The 17842-nt window shown below is 71.9% G+C and carries 12 protein-coding genes; 3 read left to right on the top strand and 9 right to left on the bottom strand.

The features are described 5' to 3' along the window. The first annotated feature begins 54 nt into the window (after nt 1-54). The gene (locus ACFVIM_RS08250) at nt 55-1311 is read left to right on the top strand and encodes a cytochrome P450 (RefSeq protein WP_384299850.1); all 1257 of its coding nucleotides are present in this window, start codon (nt 55-57) and stop codon (nt 1309-1311) included. 111 nt (nt 1312-1422) lie between these two features. Here the strand turns inward: ACFVIM_RS08250 and ACFVIM_RS08245 are convergent, their stop codons facing one another. Together ACFVIM_RS08245 and ACFVIM_RS08240 are read right to left on the bottom strand one after the other, a co-directional pair. After that, on the bottom strand, nt 1423-1611 hold the full coding sequence (locus tag ACFVIM_RS08245; RefSeq protein ID WP_384299849.1) for a hypothetical protein: 189 nt from the start codon (nt 1609-1611) through the stop codon (nt 1423-1425). A 50-nt stretch (nt 1612-1661) separates the two neighbouring features. Beyond that, nucleotides 1662-2258, bottom strand: coding sequence for a hypothetical protein (locus ACFVIM_RS08240; RefSeq protein WP_384299848.1), 597 nt, complete (start codon nt 2256-2258; stop codon nt 1662-1664). 246 nt (nt 2259-2504) lie between these two features. Here ACFVIM_RS08240 and ACFVIM_RS08235 point away from each other — a divergent pair, with 246 nt between their 5' ends. Both ACFVIM_RS08235 and ACFVIM_RS08230 read left to right on the top strand, forming a co-directional pair. After that, nucleotides 2505-3419 (top strand): LysR family transcriptional regulator, encoded by a 915-nt coding sequence (locus tag ACFVIM_RS08235; protein ID WP_384299847.1) that lies wholly within the window; start codon nt 2505-2507, stop codon nt 3417-3419. 229 nt (nt 3420-3648) lie between these two features. Then, nucleotides 3649-4014 carry an iron chaperone gene (locus ACFVIM_RS08230; protein WP_384299846.1) on the top strand — a complete coding sequence of 122 codons (366 nt, stop codon included), beginning with the start codon at nt 3649-3651 and terminating at the stop codon, nt 4012-4014. Nucleotides 4015-4131: 117 nt separating this feature from the next. Here ACFVIM_RS08230 and ACFVIM_RS08225 read toward each other — a convergent pair whose 3' ends face one another. The 7 genes from ACFVIM_RS08225 to ACFVIM_RS08195 all read right to left on the bottom strand — a co-directional run bounded on the left by ACFVIM_RS08225 (nt 4132) and on the right by ACFVIM_RS08195 (nt 17785). Further along, complete coding sequence (locus tag ACFVIM_RS08225) at nt 4132-6039, bottom strand: amidohydrolase (RefSeq protein WP_384299845.1); 1908 nt, start codon at nt 6037-6039, stop codon at nt 4132-4134. 331 nt (nt 6040-6370) lie between these two features. Next, on the bottom strand, nt 6371-8344 hold the full coding sequence (locus ACFVIM_RS08220) for a HelD family protein (RefSeq protein WP_384299865.1): 1974 nt from the start codon (nt 8342-8344) through the stop codon (nt 6371-6373). Nucleotides 8345-8465: 121 nt separating this feature from the next. Beyond that, on the bottom strand, nt 8466-9074 hold the full coding sequence (locus ACFVIM_RS08215; protein WP_384299844.1) for a TetR/AcrR family transcriptional regulator: 609 nt from the start codon (nt 9072-9074) through the stop codon (nt 8466-8468). Nucleotides 9075-9468: 394 nt separating this feature from the next. Then, nucleotides 9469-10968, bottom strand: a complete 1500-nt coding sequence (locus ACFVIM_RS08210; RefSeq protein WP_384299843.1) for a DHA2 family efflux MFS transporter permease subunit — start codon at nt 10966-10968, stop codon at nt 9469-9471. Between the two features lie 354 nt (nt 10969-11322). Next, nucleotides 11323-12861 (bottom strand): prenyltransferase/squalene oxidase repeat-containing protein, encoded by a 1539-nt coding sequence (locus ACFVIM_RS08205; protein ID WP_384299842.1) that lies wholly within the window; start codon nt 12859-12861, stop codon nt 11323-11325. Then, entirely contained in the window at nt 12858-13727 is an 870-nt protein-coding gene (locus ACFVIM_RS08200) for a family 16 glycosylhydrolase (protein WP_384299841.1), read from the bottom strand. The genes ACFVIM_RS08205 and ACFVIM_RS08200 overlap by 4 nt, the downstream gene beginning before the upstream one ends. Then, nucleotides 13724-17785, bottom strand: a complete 4062-nt coding sequence (locus tag ACFVIM_RS08195) for a beta-ketoacyl synthase N-terminal-like domain-containing protein (RefSeq protein ID WP_384299840.1) — start codon at nt 17783-17785, stop codon at nt 13724-13726. Before ACFVIM_RS08195 ends, ACFVIM_RS08200 begins: the two co-directional genes overlap by 4 nt. Nucleotides 17786-17842: the final 57 nt, after the last annotated feature.

Raw genomic sequence — 17842 nt, 5'->3', positions numbered from 1 at the left:
CCCTTCCGGCACCGCCCCGCCCCCGCCCACCGGCCCGAACTGGAGGCGACACCCGTGGCAGCCCCGCCCACCCCCCTGACCCGGGACGATCTGGCCCGAGTTGACCTGACGGATCCGCAGACCTTCGCCGACCACGACCTGACCGCCTACTGGCGCACCCTGCGCTCGGACCATCCGCTCCACCGGCACCCGCCGTCCGGGGACCGCCCCGCCTTCTGGGTGCTCAGCCGGTACGAGGACATCGTCGCCCTCTACCGGGACAACACCACCTTCACCTCAGAGCGCGGGAACGTCCTGATCACCCTGCTCGCCGACGGCGACTCGGCGGCCGGGCGCATGGTCCCCGTGACGGACGGACGGCGGCACAAGGAGGTGCGCAACGTCCTGCTGCAGGCGTTCTCGCCGCGTGTGCTGAACCGGATCGGCGAGCAGGTGCGGCGGACCACCCGGACCCTGCTCGCGACAGCCGTGGACCGGGGCAGCTGCGACTTCGCGCGGGAGGTCGCGAGCAAGGTCCCCATGAGCACCATCTGCGATCTGCTCGGGGTGCCCAGCCAGGACCGTGACCATCTGCTCGGGCTGACCAAGTCCGCGATCAGCTCGGACGACCAGCCCGAGTACACGGCGGCGGCCGACGCCGCCCGCAACGACATCCTCCAGTACTTCCTCGGCCTCGTCGAGGAACGCCGTGCCGCGCCCCAGGAGGACGCCGTGAGCGTGCTCGCCGCCAGCACCATCGACGGGGAGCATCTCAGCGAGGACGAGATCGTCCTCAACTGCTACAGCCTGATCCTCGGCGGCGACGCCACCGCCCGGCTGACCATGATCGACGCCGTGCACAGCCTGGCCACCCATCCCGACCAGTGGGCGGCGTTCAAGCACGGCGGCGTCCCCGTCAAGCGCGCCACCGAGGAGGTCCTGCGCTGGGCCTCGCCCACCATGCACTTCGGACGTACGGCGCTGCGGGACACCGAGATCCACAGCACTCCGATCAGGCGGGGGGACGTGGTCACCGTGTGGAACGTGTCCGCGAACCGCGATGAGTCCGTCTTCGCCGAACCGGACCGGTTCCTCGTCGACCGGTCGCCGAACAGGCACATCGCCTTCGGCCACGGCCCGCACTACTGCATCGGCGCCTATCTGGCGCGGCTGGAGATCTCCGAGCTGCTGCTCGCGCTCCGCGACTTCACCGACGGCTTCGCGCTGACAGGCCCGGCCCGGCGGATCTACTCCAACCTGCTCACCGGTATGAGCAGTCTGCCGGTGCGGTTCGAACCCGTTCCGGCCGAGGTCGAGGACCTCGTCCTCTGAGCGGCCGTACGGCCTCGGGCACCGGTCCCGGGGTCCCGGCCGCCCCAGGGCCGGACCGCCCCGCGACCAGACCGTCCCGGGAGCCCCGACCACCGCGGCGGACGGACCGCCTCAGCGGTCGGGCCGCCCCGGCTCGGACCCCGTACCGGGCGGCGCTCCCGCCGCCGGACCGGCCGGGCCGACGAGCAGCCCGACGGCGACCAGCACGCAGACCGCCGCCGGGAGCATCTCCCCCGCCAGACAGAACAGGAGCGCGGGCACCAGGGCACGCGCGGCGAGCGCTCGCAGCAGCCGGGTCATGTCATCGGCTGGAGGCGTTGGCGCGGCCGTCGAGGCAGTCGGCGTCGTCTTCACACCTCACCCGTCCCACCGTCAGAAGGGCTTCCTGACACCACGCCAGAGCCCCTTCGGCACTCCTTCGGCGCCAGGCCGCCGGAGACCGGCGCCCGGCCGAGGCCGCTGTCGCCGTCCCGGTGCCGCAGGACCCACTCGTCCAGGTCGAGCGCCGTCTCCAGGGGTTCGCGGACCATATAGTCCCGCAGCGGTCCCACCTCACCGGCGGCTCCCGCCGGCCCGTCGGCCCCGCGGGCCGTCAGCCGTGCGCCGAACCCGGCCTCGGCCCGTGCGAACCGCGCCCGCCCGGTGCGCGCGGGCACCCCCAGGACATCCCCGATGAGCTGCCAGTCGGCACCGGCCATCCGTTCGAAGACGACGGCGGCCTCGAAGAACCGCCGCGCGGCCGCGAGGACGTCCGCCGCGTCCGCCAGGACGCGCCCCGGCGCACGGGTCGTGCCGTCCGGGCCCAGCTCCTCACCGCCGACCGGCACCACGGCACGTGCCAGATCGGCGAGTTCACACGCCTCGTAAGCCATCACCAGCCGCGCCCTCGCGGCGTCCGTGTACGGTGCGGCGGTCTCCGCCCCGCCCCTGGCCGTCTGCCTCTCCACCGGCTCCCCTGTCCTGCCTCTGGTCCCGTGTTCCGATGCCTACGGCACCGCCGAAGCGACACCGCGGGCGGGCCGGAAGTGACGCGAGCGGGCGGCGCCACGGGGAAACAGGCCCATCCCCGTGACGGCACGGGCCTCGGGAGCGCGCGGCACCTCCGTACACGAGCCGAGCATCGCCCGGTCAGGGCGGCGGCCACAATGCGTCATCGCTGTACCCAGCCTCAGGAGGGGCCATAGGCTGAAGCGATGCGTTACGACCTGGACGACCTACGACTCTTCGTCCACATCGTGGCGGAGGGGTCCATCACGGCGGGCGCGCGCCGCATGCACCTGAGCCTGCCCTCGGCCAGCGCCCGGGTCCGCGCACTGGAGCGCCACGCCGACGTGCCCCTGCTGATCCGTGGCCGCCGGGGCGTGCGGCCCACTCCGGCCGGGACCACTCTGGCCCGCCACGCCCGCGATGTCCTCAGCCAGACCACCCGGCTGGAGACCGCCCTCGCGAGCTACACCCGTTCCCCGGCCACCCGGCTGACCCTGCTGGGCGGCGGCTCGGCGATGCACCGCCTCGTCCCCCGGGCGCTGGTGCCCTTTCTCCGCGCCCACCCGGACGTCGACGTCACGGCCACCGAGAGCCGCACCCCGGACACCGTGCGGAGCCTGGCCGACGGCGAGGCGGACCTCGGTGTCGTCCTCGACGACGAGGCCCGGGACTGCGGTCTGCGGATGGAGCCGCTCGGCGACGACTCCCTCGTCGTGATCGGCCAGCCCGGCGGGATCCTCACCGGCCGGACCGCGCTGAGCTACCGCGAGGCCGCCGAGCACCCCCTCGTCGGCCTCACCGCCGACTCCTCCCTGCGCCACTGGATCGAGCGGCATCTCGGCCCCCACGCCCCGGTGGTGCGCTACCGGACCACCGTCGCCACCCTGACCACCCTGACGGCCCTCGCCGCCGCCGGGGTCGGACTCGCCGTCGTACCCCGGCGCGCCCTCGACCCCCGGCAGTCACTGGAGGTGTGCGCGCTCCAGGAACCCTGGGCCCGCCGTCACCACCTGCTGGCCTGGGGGGTCAAGGAACCGGCCGCGCCCTCGGCCCTGGAGGCGCTCGCCGGGCAGCTGCGCCAGGCGGCGCGGTCCGAGACCGTACGCGATCCCGGGGCGTGACGGACACCCGGGACCGTACGCGGGCCGTGGCACACGCGAAGGGGGCACCAGTGAACCGACGACGGGACCGTCAGGGCCGAAGCCCATCCGTCGGCGGGCCGGTCGTGTGACGGGCGCGGGCTCCCTGGGCGCTCCCGCCGCGATCCTGGGCGACCGGGGACGAGCGCCCACCTGCTCGGCCGTGTGCGCCATGCCGGTATGGGCCTTTCCCTCGCTATAACCTCGCGGCATGGTGCGGAGCGAAGCGAGCGATGTCGACGGCTACCTGACCGAGGTTCCCGAGGACCGCAGGGCCGTGCTGACTCGGCTGCGGCAGCTGTGCCGGGCGGAGCTGGTGGGCTTCGACGAGGTCATGGCGTACGGGATGCCCGCCTACGAGCGGGATGGCGTGTGCGAGATCGCGTTCGCCGGCCAGAAGCGGTACATCTCCTTCTATCTCCTGCGCGGTGACGTCCGTGAGGCGTTCGAGGACCGGCTGGCCGGGCAGGACATGGGTCAGGGGTGTCTGCGGTTCCGCAGGCCGGAGAGCGTCGACTTCGACCTGCTGCGGGATCTGCTCAAAGCCACCGCGGCCCGGCCCGGCGGGATCCGCTGACACCGCCGGGTGCCGGGCGCGGCTCCCGGCACCGGCGTCACCGCGGCGTGCCGGACCTGGGACCCCGCCCCCGTCGCCGGTGTGAAAGGGGCGGGAGGCGGCGGGGCCGCAGGGGGCTCATCCCTTCCGGGAGCACCCTCCGCACGCGCTGTGCCGGTCGATACCCACGGGGCGGCGCGCCGTCGCCACGGGTGTACGGGCCCGTGCGGCCCTCCCGGCCGCCGTGCCTGCCTCGTACACCGGCACACCACCCACCAGGGTCAGCTGGACCTCGGTGCCGCTGATCTCCGGTACGGGGATCCGGGTGACGTCCCGGTCCAGGAGAACGAGATCGGCGGCGCGGCCCAGGGCCAGTGTCCCGGTGCGACGGTCCGCCCGGAGCTGGCGGGCGGCGCCGGCGGTGTGCATGCGCAGCGCCGACACGCGCCGGATGCCCTCGCGTTCGGGGTGGAGCGGGCCGTCGGAGTCGGCCCCTTCCCGGTCGATCGCGGTCCGGATCTGGTTCCACACCCCGAGCGGGTCGATGGGCCAGTCGGAGCCGCCCGCCAGGAGCGCGCCGTGCCGTTCCAGACTCCGGGCGGGGTAGAGCCGGCGGTGCCGCTCGGGGCCGATGTAGGGGAGGAGGGCGTCCATGGTCCAGGCGTCCCGCATCGCCCACTGGAGCTGCATCGAGGCCACCACGCCCAGGCGAGCGAAACGCCGGAGGTCGCCGGGGTGGACCAGCTGGAGGTGGGTGATGGTGTGGCGGTTGTCGCGCCGACCGCCCGCGCGCCGGGCGGCCTCGTACCCGTCGAGGGCGACCCGCACGGCCCGGTCGCCGATCGCGTGGGCGTGGATCTGCCAGCCCTCGGCGTCGAGCAGCACGGCGAGCCGGGCGAAGTCGGCGGGATCGAGCTGGAGTTGCCCGCGATGGCCGCTCGGCTGCCCGGCACCGTCGAGGTACGGCTCCAGGAGAGCGGCGGTCCGGGCCGGGTACTCCATCACCCCGTCCACGAACACCTTCGCCGTGCGCAGATCGAGCCCGGGGACGTCCGCGTACCGCCGCCGGGTCCTCCGCAGCCACGCCAGGCCCTCACCCGGCTCCTGGATCTCGTGGGCGTCGAGCCGCAGCGCCGCCGCCACGCGCTGCGGGAGCCTTCCCGTACGGTCGAGTTCGGCGTAGACGTCGAGGTGCCACTCGTCGGCGGAGGCGTCCAGGAACCCGGTGACGCCTTGGACGGCGGCCTGTTCCAGCGCCAGCGCGGTCGCCGCGACCACCTTCTCGAACGGGTGGTCCGGCAGCAGCCGGTGCACCAGATGCTGGGCCTCCTCCTTCAGCAGCCCGGTCGCCGCGCCGTCGGCGTCCCGCTCGATCTGCCCACCGGGCGGATCGGGGGTGGTCGCGGTGATCCCGGCGAGTTCGAGCGCCCGCCCATTGACCCAGCTGTTGTGGCCGTCGGTGCCGAGGAGCACGATGGGCCGCCGGGTGGCCAGCGCGTCGAGGAACCGATGGTGCGGCACGGTCCCCGCGGGCAGCAGCCCCACCGGGTTCCAGTCCGCCACGATCAGCCAGCCGTCCGGCTCGCGCCCGTGCGCGGGATCGGCGAGAAAGCCGCTCAGCAGCTCCCGCAACCGGGGAACGGTCAGTTCCCGATAGCCCAGACTCGGATGGAGCGTCGCGGCCCCGGCGGCGACCGGATGGGCGTGCCCGTCCACGATGCCGCTCATCACCGTACCCCGCCGCGCGTCCACGACCTCGGTGTCCCGCCCGGCGTACCGGCGCAGCTCCCGGTCCGACCCGATCGCCACCACCCGACCGTCCCGCCCGACCGCGAGCGCCTCCCGTACCCGCTCCCCGCGCACCCCGGTGAACACCCGGGCGTTGTGGATGACCAGCGCGGCCGAACGCCGCCCGGCGGCGGCCGTTCCCGCTGGTGGAGAACCGGCGGCGGACGGGGCGGCGTTGACCGTGCCCGGTACGAGGGCGACGGCACCCGCGGCACCGGCGGACAGGAGGACACGGCGTCGAGAGGGATTCTGTTCCATGGCCCCATCGTGATCATTCGGCGCAGCGCCTCGCGAGCCATTTACGGCGCTGGAGGCCCAGCCCCGTCCGGGCGCGGGTCCGGACACCGGGGTGTGGAACCACCCTTCGTACGACGTCCCGGCGGCGCGCGACCCCGTCCAGCGCGGCGGCGGCCCCGCCGTGCGGGGCCACGAGCCGCTCCTACGGGATGTCCCCACCGGTCGGGCCAGGGGGATGGTGTCTCGCGGCCCTGGTGCGCCACCTCGCACCGGGCCGGTTCTCCGCTGTCCCGCTGGGCCAGGGAGACACCCACCGCATCGATCTCCCCGGCCGGACAGGTCAGGGCTCCCGCTACGGCAGCTCCAACGCCGCGGGCAGCGGACGCCGGTGAATGACGTCGAGCCGTGAGACAGCCCGTGTCAGCACCACATACAGACGGTGCAGCCCTTGCGGCTCCGCGGCGACGATCGCGGCGGGCTCCACCACGATGACATGGTCGTACTCCAGGCCCTTGGCGACCGCCGCGGGCAGCACGGTGACCCGGGACGTCATGTCGTCGCTGGTGGAGTTGGCGATACCGGCGGCCGTGAGACCGGCCCTCAGACCCGCCACCTCGGCCTGGTCCGCGATGACGCCGATCGAGCCCTCGCCTTCGAGGGCCGCCCGTACCGCCTCGATCGTCGTCTTCAGGGGATCCGGTGCGTTACGGATGGTCAACTCGCCGTCCCGACGCAGGGACCGCGACGGCGGAACACTGACACCGAGCGAGGGGATCAGCCGGTTGGCGAGTTCCACGACCTTGGCCGGGACGCGGAATCCCACGGTCAGCGGCACCACATGAGCGTCCGGCTTGCCGAGATGGTGCAGCTGATCCGGCCAGCTGCGGGCGGCCCAGGGAGTCGTTCCCTGAGCGAGGTCCCCGAGAACCGTCACCGATCCGAAGTCGACCCGGCGGGCGATGGCACGGCACTGCATGGGAGAGAGGTCCTGCGCCTCGTCCACCACGACATGCCCATAGCCATCGGGCCGCTCCATGAGCCCGGCGACCTCATCGATCAGCACCTGGTCGACATCGGACCACCTGGCGCTCTTCCAGGAGCGCGGCGGCTTCGGCCACAGGATCGCCCGCTGCTCCTCATCGGTCAGCACGCCGTCCGCCGCCGCCGCCAGGATCTCCGGGTCACCGAGGACCGAGGCCACGACCTCCTCGGGCTGGACCTTCGGCCAGACGGAGTCGACGAAGGCGGTGATGGACTTCGCCCGCCCCATCTTCCGCACCCACTCGTTCTTCGGCGGCCCGGCCCGTCGCTCGACCTGACGCTGGAGGACCTGCACGGCACGGGCGCGCACGCGCTCGCGTCCCACCAGGTACAGCGGCTCCTCGCCACGTACCTCCGCCACGATCTCTTCCAGCTCTTCGAGCGAGATCCGCCAGCGGTACGAGCCGTCAGGCACGGCCACGGAGTCGGTCGGCGCTCCGACCCGGCCGTAGAGCGCCCGGCGCAGCACCCGCGCCATGCGCGCATCGTGTTTGACGACCGCCGCCGCCTCCGAGTCCTCGGCCTTGACGGCGTGGCGGGTGATCTCGTCCTCCATCGTGCACTGGCGGATGTCGATCTCGCCCAGTGACGGCAGGACCTCCGAGATGTACTGGAGGAACGTGCGGTTCGGACCGATGACCAGCAGACCGTTCCGCTGAATGCGCTGGGGGTATGTGTACAGCAGATACGCGGCGCGATGCAGGCCGACCGCGGTCTTCCCCGTGCCGGGCGCTCCCTGCACACAGACCGAGTCGGTCAACGGACCGCGCACCAGCTCGTCCTGCTCGGGCTGGATGGTGGCGGCGATATCGCGCATGGGGCCCACCCGGGGGCGCTCGATCTCACCGGCGACGATCCGGCTCTCCGCCGACTCGCCAGCGGCCAGGTGCTCATCCTCCAGGCTGCTGAGATCCTCCGATTCCCCGCGGCTTCCGGGCACCCAGCCGAAGCGTCGGCGCACCGAGACGCCTTGTGGGTCCTTGACGCTGGCCTGGTAGAACGTCCGCGAGACGGGTGCCCGCCAGTCCACGACCAGAGGGGGAGCTGAGGGATGTTCGGAGAGGCGCCGACGGCCGATGTGGTAGCTCTGCCCACGGTGGTCTCCCGCCGACGGCCCGTCCTCGAAGCTCAGGCGTCCGAAGAAGAGCGGCCGGTCGGGCTCCTCCAGCAGGGCCTTCGCCTGGCTACGCAGGATGTAGCCCAGGACCTCGGCGTCGGCGCCCGACGCCGAGACGTTCTCTCCGACGACGACCTGTTCGGCTGACTCCTCGACCATGCCGGCCATGGCCGCACGGCAGGTGTCGTGGTAGGTCCGTTCCTGGCTGAGTTCATGATCAAGCGGCTTCACGCCACAAAGACTATCTTAACTCGGTAACGAAGTTGACTCCCTCTCACGATGCGCGCGCCTACGCGTACGTGACGAGTCCGCTGCACAGCTGGGCGAACGCCCGATCCGCGGCGGCGACCGATGACGGGTAGACGTCCTCCGCCCGCTCCCCCGCCTCCACCCGCCGCCAGTTCTCCTGCGCGAGGATCCGCTGTACGGCGACGATCTGACTGGCCGCCAGGCGCGCCTCGGTGGCGTCACCCCCCAGCGAGACGCTCAGCGCCTCCTCGGAGCGCATCATGTACACATACAGCCTCGCGACCAGGCGCGGCGTTCCGTAGAGAAGGCCGTGGAAGGCGAGAATCCGTGGGTCGTCGTTGAGTCCGGTCACCGGGTCGCGGCGCAGCAGGCAGGCCAGGAAGTGCTCATGGAGGGCGGTCAGGGGTGAGACACCCTGGGGCCTCGCCTCCACCACCCGGCTGGGCTCGTCCTCGTGATCGGCGAATCGGTGCAGGGCCAGGTCTTCCTTGGTCGAGAAGTACCGGAAGAGGGTCGGCTTGGAGACCTCGGCCGCCGCCGCCACCTGCTCCACCGAGACACCGTCGAAGCCGTTCTCCAGGAAGAGTGCGATGGCGGCATCGGAGATCCCCTGATACATCCGCTGCTTCTTACGCTCACGCAGGCCCATGTCACCACTCACAGACGCGGAAGGTGCTCTGACTTCCGCAGTATCAGGAAGGTCTGTTCCGAACCACACGTCCCGCTTGCGCAGCCACCGACCGCCCGGCGCGACAGCCCCCTGGCAGGCGCTCGGGCCAGTGCCGGGGTCGAACCAACGCTACCAGGGCCGTTGCGGAGCCACCCGCTCACCGGCGTCGCCCGGCCCTCGATGCCGGTGGAGGGCCGGGGGTGTTCCGAGCTGCCCACCGGGTGTGGGCTCTCGCCCGGGCGACGCGTGCCGCGCGGGCGGATCCGATCCGGCGCGCGGCGGCGGAGCGCGCACCTCCGCTCCCCCTTCCGACCCGCCGATCAGCGGTTCGCGCAGGGTGCGGGAGCCTCACGGCGACGGCTCCCGCCCCGTGTTAGCGAGAGGTTGACACCGAGGCGGACTCCTTCTGGTCCGGGCCGCCCGATGCCGTCTGCGCCCGCTTGCGCAGATCGGTGGTGATGAGCAGCCCCGCCGCCACGGCACCGACCAGGACGATTCCCGCCGCCCACAGGCCGGCCTCCGCGAAGCCGCGGACGGTCGCCTCGGCCGTCGCCGATCCCTCCCGCCCGTCCGCCCGCAGGGCGTTGGCGGTGACCGTCATCGCGATCGTGTTGAGCAGCGCGGTACCGACCGAGCCTCCGATCTGCTGTGAGGTGCTGACGAAGGCCGACACCACACCGGCGTCGCGCGGCGGCACCTTGTTCGTCGCGATGTTGATGCAGGGCGCCATGACCAGGCCGAGTCCGAGACCGACCAGGATCTGGGTCGGGAGCAGGGTCGTCGCGTAGGAGCTGTCGGGGCCGAGTCGGCCGAGATTCAGCAGTCCGGCCGCCGCCAGGACCATTCCGGGTGCCACCAGCAGACGTGCCGGGACGAGCGGCATCAGCCGCGGTGTGACCTGAGTGGCCACCAGTACGGTTCCCACGGTCGCCGGGAGGATCGCCAGCCCCGTCTTGAGAGGGGTGTAGCCCATGACCTCCTGGAGCTGGTAGGTCAGGATGAACAGCAGGCCGAAGAGCCCGATCATGGTGATACCGATACCGAGGAAGGCCCCGGCGCGGTTGCGGTCGGCCAGCACCCACAGCGGCAGAAGCGGGTTGCTCGCCTTGGCCTGGCGCACCACGAAGAGCGCCAGCAGGACGAGCGCGCCGGCGAGCAGGGCGTAGACGCGTCCCTCCGTCCAGCCCTCGGCCGCCGCTTCGTCGAAGCCGTACACCAGCGCGACCATGCCCGCGCAGGACAGCACCGCGCCGAGGAGATCCACCCTGACGGCCTTGTTGGCGGGCGGATTCGGCAGCAGCAGTAGGCCGCCGATGACGACGATGACGCCGATGGGCACATTGACGTAGAAGCACCAGCGCCAGTCGAGATACTCCGTGATCACGCCGCCGCCGAGTAGTCCCAGCGCGCCGCCCGCGCTCGCGACCGAGCTGAAGACTCCGAAGGCTTTGGCCCGCTCGCGGGGCTCGGTGAACGATGTCGTCAGCAGTGCCAGCAGGGCAGGCATCAACAGGGCCGCGAAGATGCCCTGTCCCACCCGGGAGGCGATCAGAACACCCGCGCTGGACGCCGCTCCGCCGAGCACCGACGCACCCGTGAACCCGATGACGGCGGTGATGAAGGCCCGTCTGCGCCCCAGCAGGTCACCGATCCGTCCGCCGAGCAGGAGCAGCCCGCCGAAGGCGAGCATATAGCTGGTGACAACCCACTGGCGGCTGACATCCGACATGCCTGTCTCACGCTGCGCCCATGGCAACGCGATGTTCACGATGGTCGTATCCAGCATGACCATCAGCTGAGCAAGGCCGATGACCGCCAGCCCCCACCATCGGCGCGGTGCGGCCCTCTCACCGTCGACCACCACGTTTGACATACCCGTTCCCTCTCCTGCCCTCGGTCCGTTGACCTTGCCGGTGGGCAGTAGAGCAGCGCGTATTTAACCAAGTCAAATTTGCAACCCGGTAATGCGATCGATTGACTGGGTGCGCCCGTGTCCGCCCCACGGGCACGGTGCGGGATATGTCTCCCGTACCCGGAGGGGCCGCGGGAGAGGCACCGGCCGGGCGCTCCGGACCGGTTGAACGCCCGCGGCCACAACACAAGGTGGTCCACGTCGAGGGGGTGTGCCCCCGGCCGACCGGTGGCGGACCTTTCGGAGCACACGGTCAGGGTCCAGCACCGTGTGATCGCGAAGGCCGCACCACCGAGTCGGCCTGTCAAACGCCTCTCACCAACGAGATCGCGCCAGTTGCAGCGCTCCAAGAACCGCGCCGCGCACCATGTGGACCGGGGCGTACAACTCCTTCCCTATCCACAGTTCGGGGTGGTCCGTGTCCGGCAGACGCTCAACGAGGAAGGCGCAGCCCTGACGGGCCGCGGCGGCGGCGCGGGCGTCATCAGGGTCGGTGGCGCGCAGCAGGGTCTGCACCGCGTAGGCCGTCTCCTCGACGGTGCCGCCCCATCGGCCGAAGGAGCCGTCGCCGTGCTGGCCGGCGAGAACCCCGTCGACAGCGCGGGCGACGGTGGGCCGGTGCGCCGCGTCGGCGTGCTCACGGAGCGCCACCGCGCAGCGCATGGTCGAGAAGTACGGCGAGGCATGCCACTTGTCGATCCATGTGCCGTCGTCCTGCTGCTGCTCGCCGAGCCAGCGCGCGATCCGTTCGATGGCGTCCGCGTAGCGCTCGCCGTCCTGGGGTGCGACGTCGAGATAGCTGCCCAGGGCCCCCATGACATGGGCGTTCGTGCTCGTCGAGGGCGTGAACTCGGGGATGGTGGACCGGAAGTGGGTCCCGGCGTCGTACTGCCAGAGGTAGGCGGGCTCGTGGGCGGGGCCCAGCCGCGCGAACGCCGCGAGGATGATCGCGCTGGTCTCGGCCTCGTAGGCGAAGCCCGGTGCCGTGGGGGCACCCGTACGGGCCGTGTCCGGGGGCAGTTCGTCCGCGAGCGGGCGCAGCAGGTCCACGGCGGTGCCGGAGGCGGCTAGATTTCCCAGGATCCAGGCGCGTTCGTAGTACGCGACGGAGGTCATCGCGGGCACCGGGCCGCCACCACGCTCCTGGGTGCGGCGCATGAACTCCACCGACTCCGCGCATCGCGGTCCGGGCTCGCGCGGTCCGAGCCAGGCCGCGGTCGCGGCGACCGAACAGCCGATGACGCCATCGACCGGCCGCAGATGGGGCGCCTGGACGGCGGCGGGTCCGACGATCTCCAGGTAGTGACCGGCCAGGGGATTGTGCCAGCCGTCTCGCCGCAGGTCACCGAGACGGGTGTCGTCCATGCCGGGCGGCAGCGGAAGCCGGCGCGCCTGACGGGCGTTGATGTCCGAGATGAGGGCCGGGATGATCATCATCGCGACGACGGTGTTCGGAACCCCGGTCCGCTGACTCTCCGCCAGCAACCGGAGCGCGGCGTCCATGCCCCGTTCGGCCGCCAGAGCGGCCTCCCGGCGCAGCTCCTGCGGCAACCCCGCTTGTTCGCTCGCCGCCAGAAGGGCCTCGATCGCGCTCAGGGTGGGAACGAGACCGTAGCCCTCGGGCCCGCCCCAGCCGCCGTCCGCCTGCTGCCGGGAGAGCAGGAAGCGAACGCGCTCACGGTGACCATCGAGCCATGGCACCAGCGTCACCAGCCGCGCCGTCTCATAGACGGAGGGGCCCAGGCCACCTGTCGGATCGGCCAGGACATCGGCCACCAGCTGCTTCACCAGGGCGTCGATACGCTCCTGCCGGGGGATGGCCAGGAGCTCTGGCCGGGTGGACGTCGTCCTCATGCCGTGGGCTCCTCGACGGACTCGGAGACGGTGATCTCCTCGATCAGCAGGGAGGAGGGGAAGGACTCCGGGTCCGGGGTGCCGGGCAGCACCGGCCCTCCGGGGCTGTCGATGATGATGGCCAGGCAGAGATAGGTCGGCTGGTGGAACAACCACCCCTTGGGGGTGGTGTCCTCGGGGGTGAGGGTGAGGAACTCACGCCCGTCCAGGAGCCAGGTGACCGAGTCGGGGTCGCGCCGCCACAGCACCGTGAAGGTGTGGAAGTCCTCACTGAGGGGACGCCCCCCGTCGGTGGTGGTCTTGCGGCCGATGCCGAGCGAGGGAATCTGGTGGCACTCGGGAGAGTGCAGGGCACCCCATACCGAGTCGGGCTCGGAGCCCAGGGCCTCGAAGAGGTCGATCTCACCGGCGCGGTACCAGGCCTGTACGGGATCCTCGTCGCCACGGTGGCGCAGTTGGGTCCCCCAGGCCCACATCGCGCAGTCCAGGCCCGGGCCGGCCGCGGTCCTGACTCTGGCGTCGATGCGCAGCGCGCCGCCCGGCCGTGGGACGAAGTCCTCGCGCCGTGTCTCTATCCAGGCCGCCCGGTAGGTACCGTCGGCGTCGCGGGTGGCGGTGATACGCAGCCGGCCCTCGCCGTCGAGAGCGATGTTCTCCGGGTCGCTGGTGTGATGCTCCACCCCGGCACCGAACGGCTGCCCCTCCACCACGATCCAGGTGTCGGCGTCGACGGGGGACCCGGCCGGTCCTTCGAACCGGTCCTGCCAGATGGTCCGCCAGGCGAACGCGGGATCCATGAGGGCTGCGACGGCTTCCACGGTGGTGTCTCCTTCGGTGGTCAGTGCTTCCCTGGCCGGGCTGGTCATACGATCGGCTCCATGTGTTCGACGAGTTGTGCGCGCAGGTACTCGGCCAGATCGACCGGGGTGGAGTGGTCGTAGACCACGGTCGGTGACAACGGGATGGTGAGCAGCGCGCCCAGGGCGTTGGTCAGTTCCACGACGGTGAGCGAGGCGAAACCGACGTCGAGGAGGTCGTCCTCCGCGCCGATCGCCTCAGCGCTCGGATGCCCCAGGACCCTTGCCGCGTGTTCGCGCACGACCCGCGTCAGAAACGGACGCTGCTCGTCGGGGAGCAGCTCGGCGAAGCGCTGGCGCACCTGATCCGGCTGGTCATCCCCGGCCGGCTGCTCGGTGCCTGGCGTCGCCCCGGTCTCCACGGTGGCCTGGCCCCGCTCCTTCCGCCAGGTGGCGAGCAGGTGGAAGGCGGCGGCAAGGGAGTCCGGTGCGGCGTCGGCATCGGCGTTGAGAGCGGCCGCGAACGCGTGGACGTCCCCGGTCTCCACGGCGTCCCACAGCCGGTCCTCCGCCGCCCGCTCTCCCGTACGCCGTGCCGCGGAGGAGACCGGTGCGGCGGAGGCCAGCCAGTAGTGGTCGCGCTGGAAGGCGTAGGTCGGCAGGCTGACCGGCCGGGCGCCGGTATCCGCGAAGACTCCTTCCGGGTCGGTGGGGACACCGTCCACCTGGAGTCGGGCGAGTGCCTCGGCGGCCGCCCATGTCTCCGGCCGGTCCCGGCGCTGGGTGGGGATGAACGCGGCCCCGGCGGAGGCCGCCGGTCGGGCGAGGGCGGTGAGGATCGCGTCCGGCCCGATCTCGACGTATGTGGTGACGCCCTTCCGGTCCAGGCAGGCGACCTGATCGGCGAAACGCACCGCCGCCCGGGCGTGGCGCACCCAGTACCCGGGATCCGCGAGCTGTTCGGCGGACGCCTCCTCTCCCGTGACATCGGAGATCACCGGGATACGCGGAGCTCGATAGACCAGTTCCGCGGCCACATCGCGGAACTCGTCGAGCATTCCGTCCATGAGCGGGGAGTGGAAGGCGTGGCTGACCCGCAGCCGGTGGGTCTTGCGGCCCCGTTCGGCGAAGTGCTCGGCGATGGCCGTGACCGGTTGTTCCCACCCGGAGATGACGATGTCGGCGGGGCCGTTGACGGCGGCGACACACACTCCGTCCGAGAGGAGGGGGACGGTCTCGTCCTCGGTTGCCTGGAGGGCCACCATGGCGCCCTCCTCGGGCAGCCCCTGCATGAGCCGGCCGCGGGCCTCGACCAGCCGGACCGCGTCAGCCAGGTCGAACACGCCGGCCGTGTGAGCCGCCGCGAGTTCCCCGATGGAGTGGCCCGCCAGCGCGTCGGGCCGCACGCCCCAGGACTCCCACAGCCGGAACAGGGCGACCTCGAACGCGAAGAGGGCGGGCTGTGTGTAGGCGGTGCGGTGCAGCAGGACGTCCGCCGTCTCATCGGCGGTCGTCTCCCCGAACATCACCTCGCGGAGGGGGTGCTGGAGATAGGGGCGGAAGTGTGCGCAGATCTCGTCCAGCGCCTTGGCGAAGACGGGGTGAGCCGCGTACAGGTCCCGTCCCATGCCCCGTCGCTGGCTGCCCTGCCCGGAGAAGAGGAACGCGGTTCGGCCCGCCGGCCGGACGGTGCCACGGACGATGCCCGGTCCCGGCTCCGCCCGGGCGATCAGGGCGAGGTTCGTGAGGAGCTGGGCGCGGTCGCCGCCGAAGACCGCCGCGCGGTGCGGGAAGCGCGTACGCGTGGTGGCCAGCGCGTACCCGATGTCGACGGGTTCGAGTTCCGGAGCGGCCGTGAGGTGGTCCCGTAGCCGCTCCGCCTGGGCGCGCAGCGCCTGTTCGGTTCTGGCGGACAGCAGCCATGGCGGTACGCCGGGCGCGGCCTGGGGGGCGGTGGAGCGCTCGGGGCGGCGCGTGTGCGCTGGGGCGGGCCGCTCCAGGAGGACATGGGCGTTGGTGCCGCTGATACCGAAGGACGACACACCGGAACGACGGGGACGGTCCGTCTCCGGCCAGGCACGCTCCTCCGTCAGCAGCGACACCGCACCCGAACCCCAGTCGACATGCCGGGACGGCTCGTCCACATGAAGCGTCCTGGGCAGGACGCCATGCTCCATCGCCAGCACCATCTTGATCACACCCGCCACACCGGCGGCGGCCTGGGTGTGCCCGATATTCGACTTCAGCGACCCCAGCCACAACGGCTCCCCGTCCCCACGCCCCTGACCGTAAGTGGCCAGCAGCGCCTGTGCCTCGATCGGATCACCCAGCTTCGTGCCCGTACCATGCGCCTCCACCGCGTCCACCTCGGCGGCCGACAGACCCGCCTGCGCCAGCGCCTGCCGGATCACCCGCTGCTGCGACGGACCGTTCGGCGCCGTCAGACCGTTACTCGCACCATCCTGATTGATCGCCGACCCCCGCACGAGCGCGAGAACCCGGTGCCCGTTACGCCGCGCGTCGGAGAGACGCTCCAGCAACACCATGCCCACCCCCTCGCCCCACCCCGTACCGTCCGCCGCGTCCGCGAACGCCTTGCACCGCCCATCCACGGACAGCCCACGCTGACGCGAGAACTCCACGAACATGCCGGGGTTGGCCATGACGGCAGCACCGCCGGCGATGGCCAGCGAGCATTCGCCGCCGCGCAGCGACTGGGCCGCCATATGCAGAGCGACCAGCGACGACGAGCACGCCGTGTCCACCGTCACCGCCGGACCCTCAAGACCCAGCGTGTACGCGATACGACCCGACGCCACACTGCCGGTGGTGCCCGTGAGGACGTAGCCCTCGTAGCCCTCCGGGGCCTCGTGCAGTCGGGGGCCGTAGTCCTGGGCCGTCGCGCCGACGAACACTCCCGTCTGACTCGTCCGCAGCGACTGCGGGTCGATGCCCGCCCGCTCCAGAACCTCCCACGACGTCTCCAGCAGCAGCCGCTGCTGCGGGTCCATCGCCTGTGCCTCACGCGGCGAGATCCCGAAGAACCCCGGGTCGAACTCGGCGGCGTCGTGCAGGAACCCGCCCTGACTCGTGTACGTGCGGCCGGGCTGGCCGAGCTCCGGATCGTAGAGGGCCTCCAGGTCCCAGCCACGGTCGGTCGGGAACGCCGTGATGGCGTCACCGCCCGCGAAGACCAGCTGGCCCAGCTGTTCCGGCGTGGTGATGCCTCCCGGGTAACGGCAGGCCATGGCCACGATCGCGATCGGGTCGTCGTCCGCGCGTACCGTCGTGGCGACCGGCGTCCTCCCGGCCCCGGCCTCCGGCTCGCCGACGACCCCACTCAACACATGGCGGGCGAGCGCGTCGGGCGTCGGGTAGTCGAAGAGCGCGGTCGAGGGCAGCCGCAGCCCGGTGCTTCTGCCCAGGCTCGCGCACAGCTCCATGGATAGATGGGAGTCAAAACCGAGTTCCTTGAAGGCGAGGTCGGTCGTGATCGCGCCCGCGTCCTCGTGTCCGAGGACCATCGCCGCCTTGTCACGTACGAGGTCGACGACGTGACGAAGGGCCTCGTCCGCACCGAGCGAGGTGAGCCGCCGCTCCAGTTCAGACCCGGTCGTGTCCGGCGCGGTCGTGTCCGGCGCGTCGGCCGCGTCGGCGCTCTCGGCCGCGTCGCTCGTGCCGACGTGGACGCCGACAGCCTCGTCGATCCAGTGGCGCTTCCGCTGGAAGGCGTACGTCGGCAGAGCGACCCGTCGTCCGCCCATGGTGGCGAGGTACGCCGCCCAGTCGACGGACACGCCGTTCGTGTGCAGCTCCGCCACGGCGATGGCCGCCGCGCGCTCCTCCGAGGCCCCCTTGCGCAGTACGGGAACCAGCAGCGGGTCATCCGTGGTCAGCGACTCCCGGGCCATCGCGGTCAGCACCGCGCCCGGCCCGATCTCGACGAAGACCGAGACGCCCTCGGTCTCCAGCCAGGTCACCTGCTCGGCGAAGCGCACGGCCTCGCGCACATGCCGCGTCCAGTAGGCCGCGTCCCTGGCGCCCTCGACCGGCGGCATCGCGATCACCGGCGCGTGATACGTCAGTCCCTCGGCGATGTCCCGGAAGTCGGCGAGCATGGGATCCATCAGCGGCGAGTGGAAGGCATGGCTCACCCGCAGCCGACGGGTCTTACGCCCCCGCCC

The organism is Streptomyces sp. NPDC057638, from assembly GCF_042800315.1.
Taxonomy (GTDB): domain Bacteria; phylum Actinomycetota; class Actinomycetes; order Streptomycetales; family Streptomycetaceae; genus Streptomyces.
This window is presented reverse-complemented; position numbering and strand designations above follow the sequence as displayed.

Bases quoted from the DNA above. Each gene is read 5' to 3' on its own strand.
- ACFVIM_RS08245 (WP_384299849.1), bottom strand. From the start codon at position 1,611: ATGACCCGGCTGCTGCGAGCGCTCGCCGCGCGTGCCCTGGTGCCCGCG.
- ACFVIM_RS08235 (WP_384299847.1), top strand. From the start codon at position 2,505: ATGCGTTACGACCTGGACGACCTACGACTCTTCGTCCACATCGTGGCG.
- ACFVIM_RS08230 (WP_384299846.1), top strand. From the start codon at position 3,649: ATGGTGCGGAGCGAAGCGAGCGATGTCGACGGCTACCTGACCGAGGTT.
- ACFVIM_RS08225 (WP_384299845.1), bottom strand. From the start codon at position 6,039: ATGGAACAGAATCCCTCTCGACGCCGTGTCCTCCTGTCCGCCGGTGCC.
- ACFVIM_RS08220 (WP_384299865.1), bottom strand. From the start codon at position 8,344: ATGGCCGGCATGGTCGAGGAGTCAGCCGAACAGGTCGTCGTCGGAGAG.
- ACFVIM_RS08215 (WP_384299844.1), bottom strand. From the start codon at position 9,074: ATGGGCCTGCGTGAGCGTAAGAAGCAGCGGATGTATCAGGGGATCTCC.
- ACFVIM_RS08210 (WP_384299843.1), bottom strand. From the start codon at position 10,968: ATGTCAAACGTGGTGGTCGACGGTGAGAGGGCCGCACCGCGCCGATGG.
- ACFVIM_RS08205 (WP_384299842.1), bottom strand. From the start codon at position 12,861: ATGAGGACGACGTCCACCCGGCCAGAGCTCCTGGCCATCCCCCGGCAG.
- ACFVIM_RS08200 (WP_384299841.1), bottom strand. From the start codon at position 13,727: ATGACCAGCCCGGCCAGGGAAGCACTGACCACCGAAGGAGACACCACC.
- ACFVIM_RS08195 (WP_384299840.1), bottom strand. From the start codon at position 17,785: ATGGATCCCATGCTCGCCGACTTCCGGGACATCGCCGAGGGACTGACG.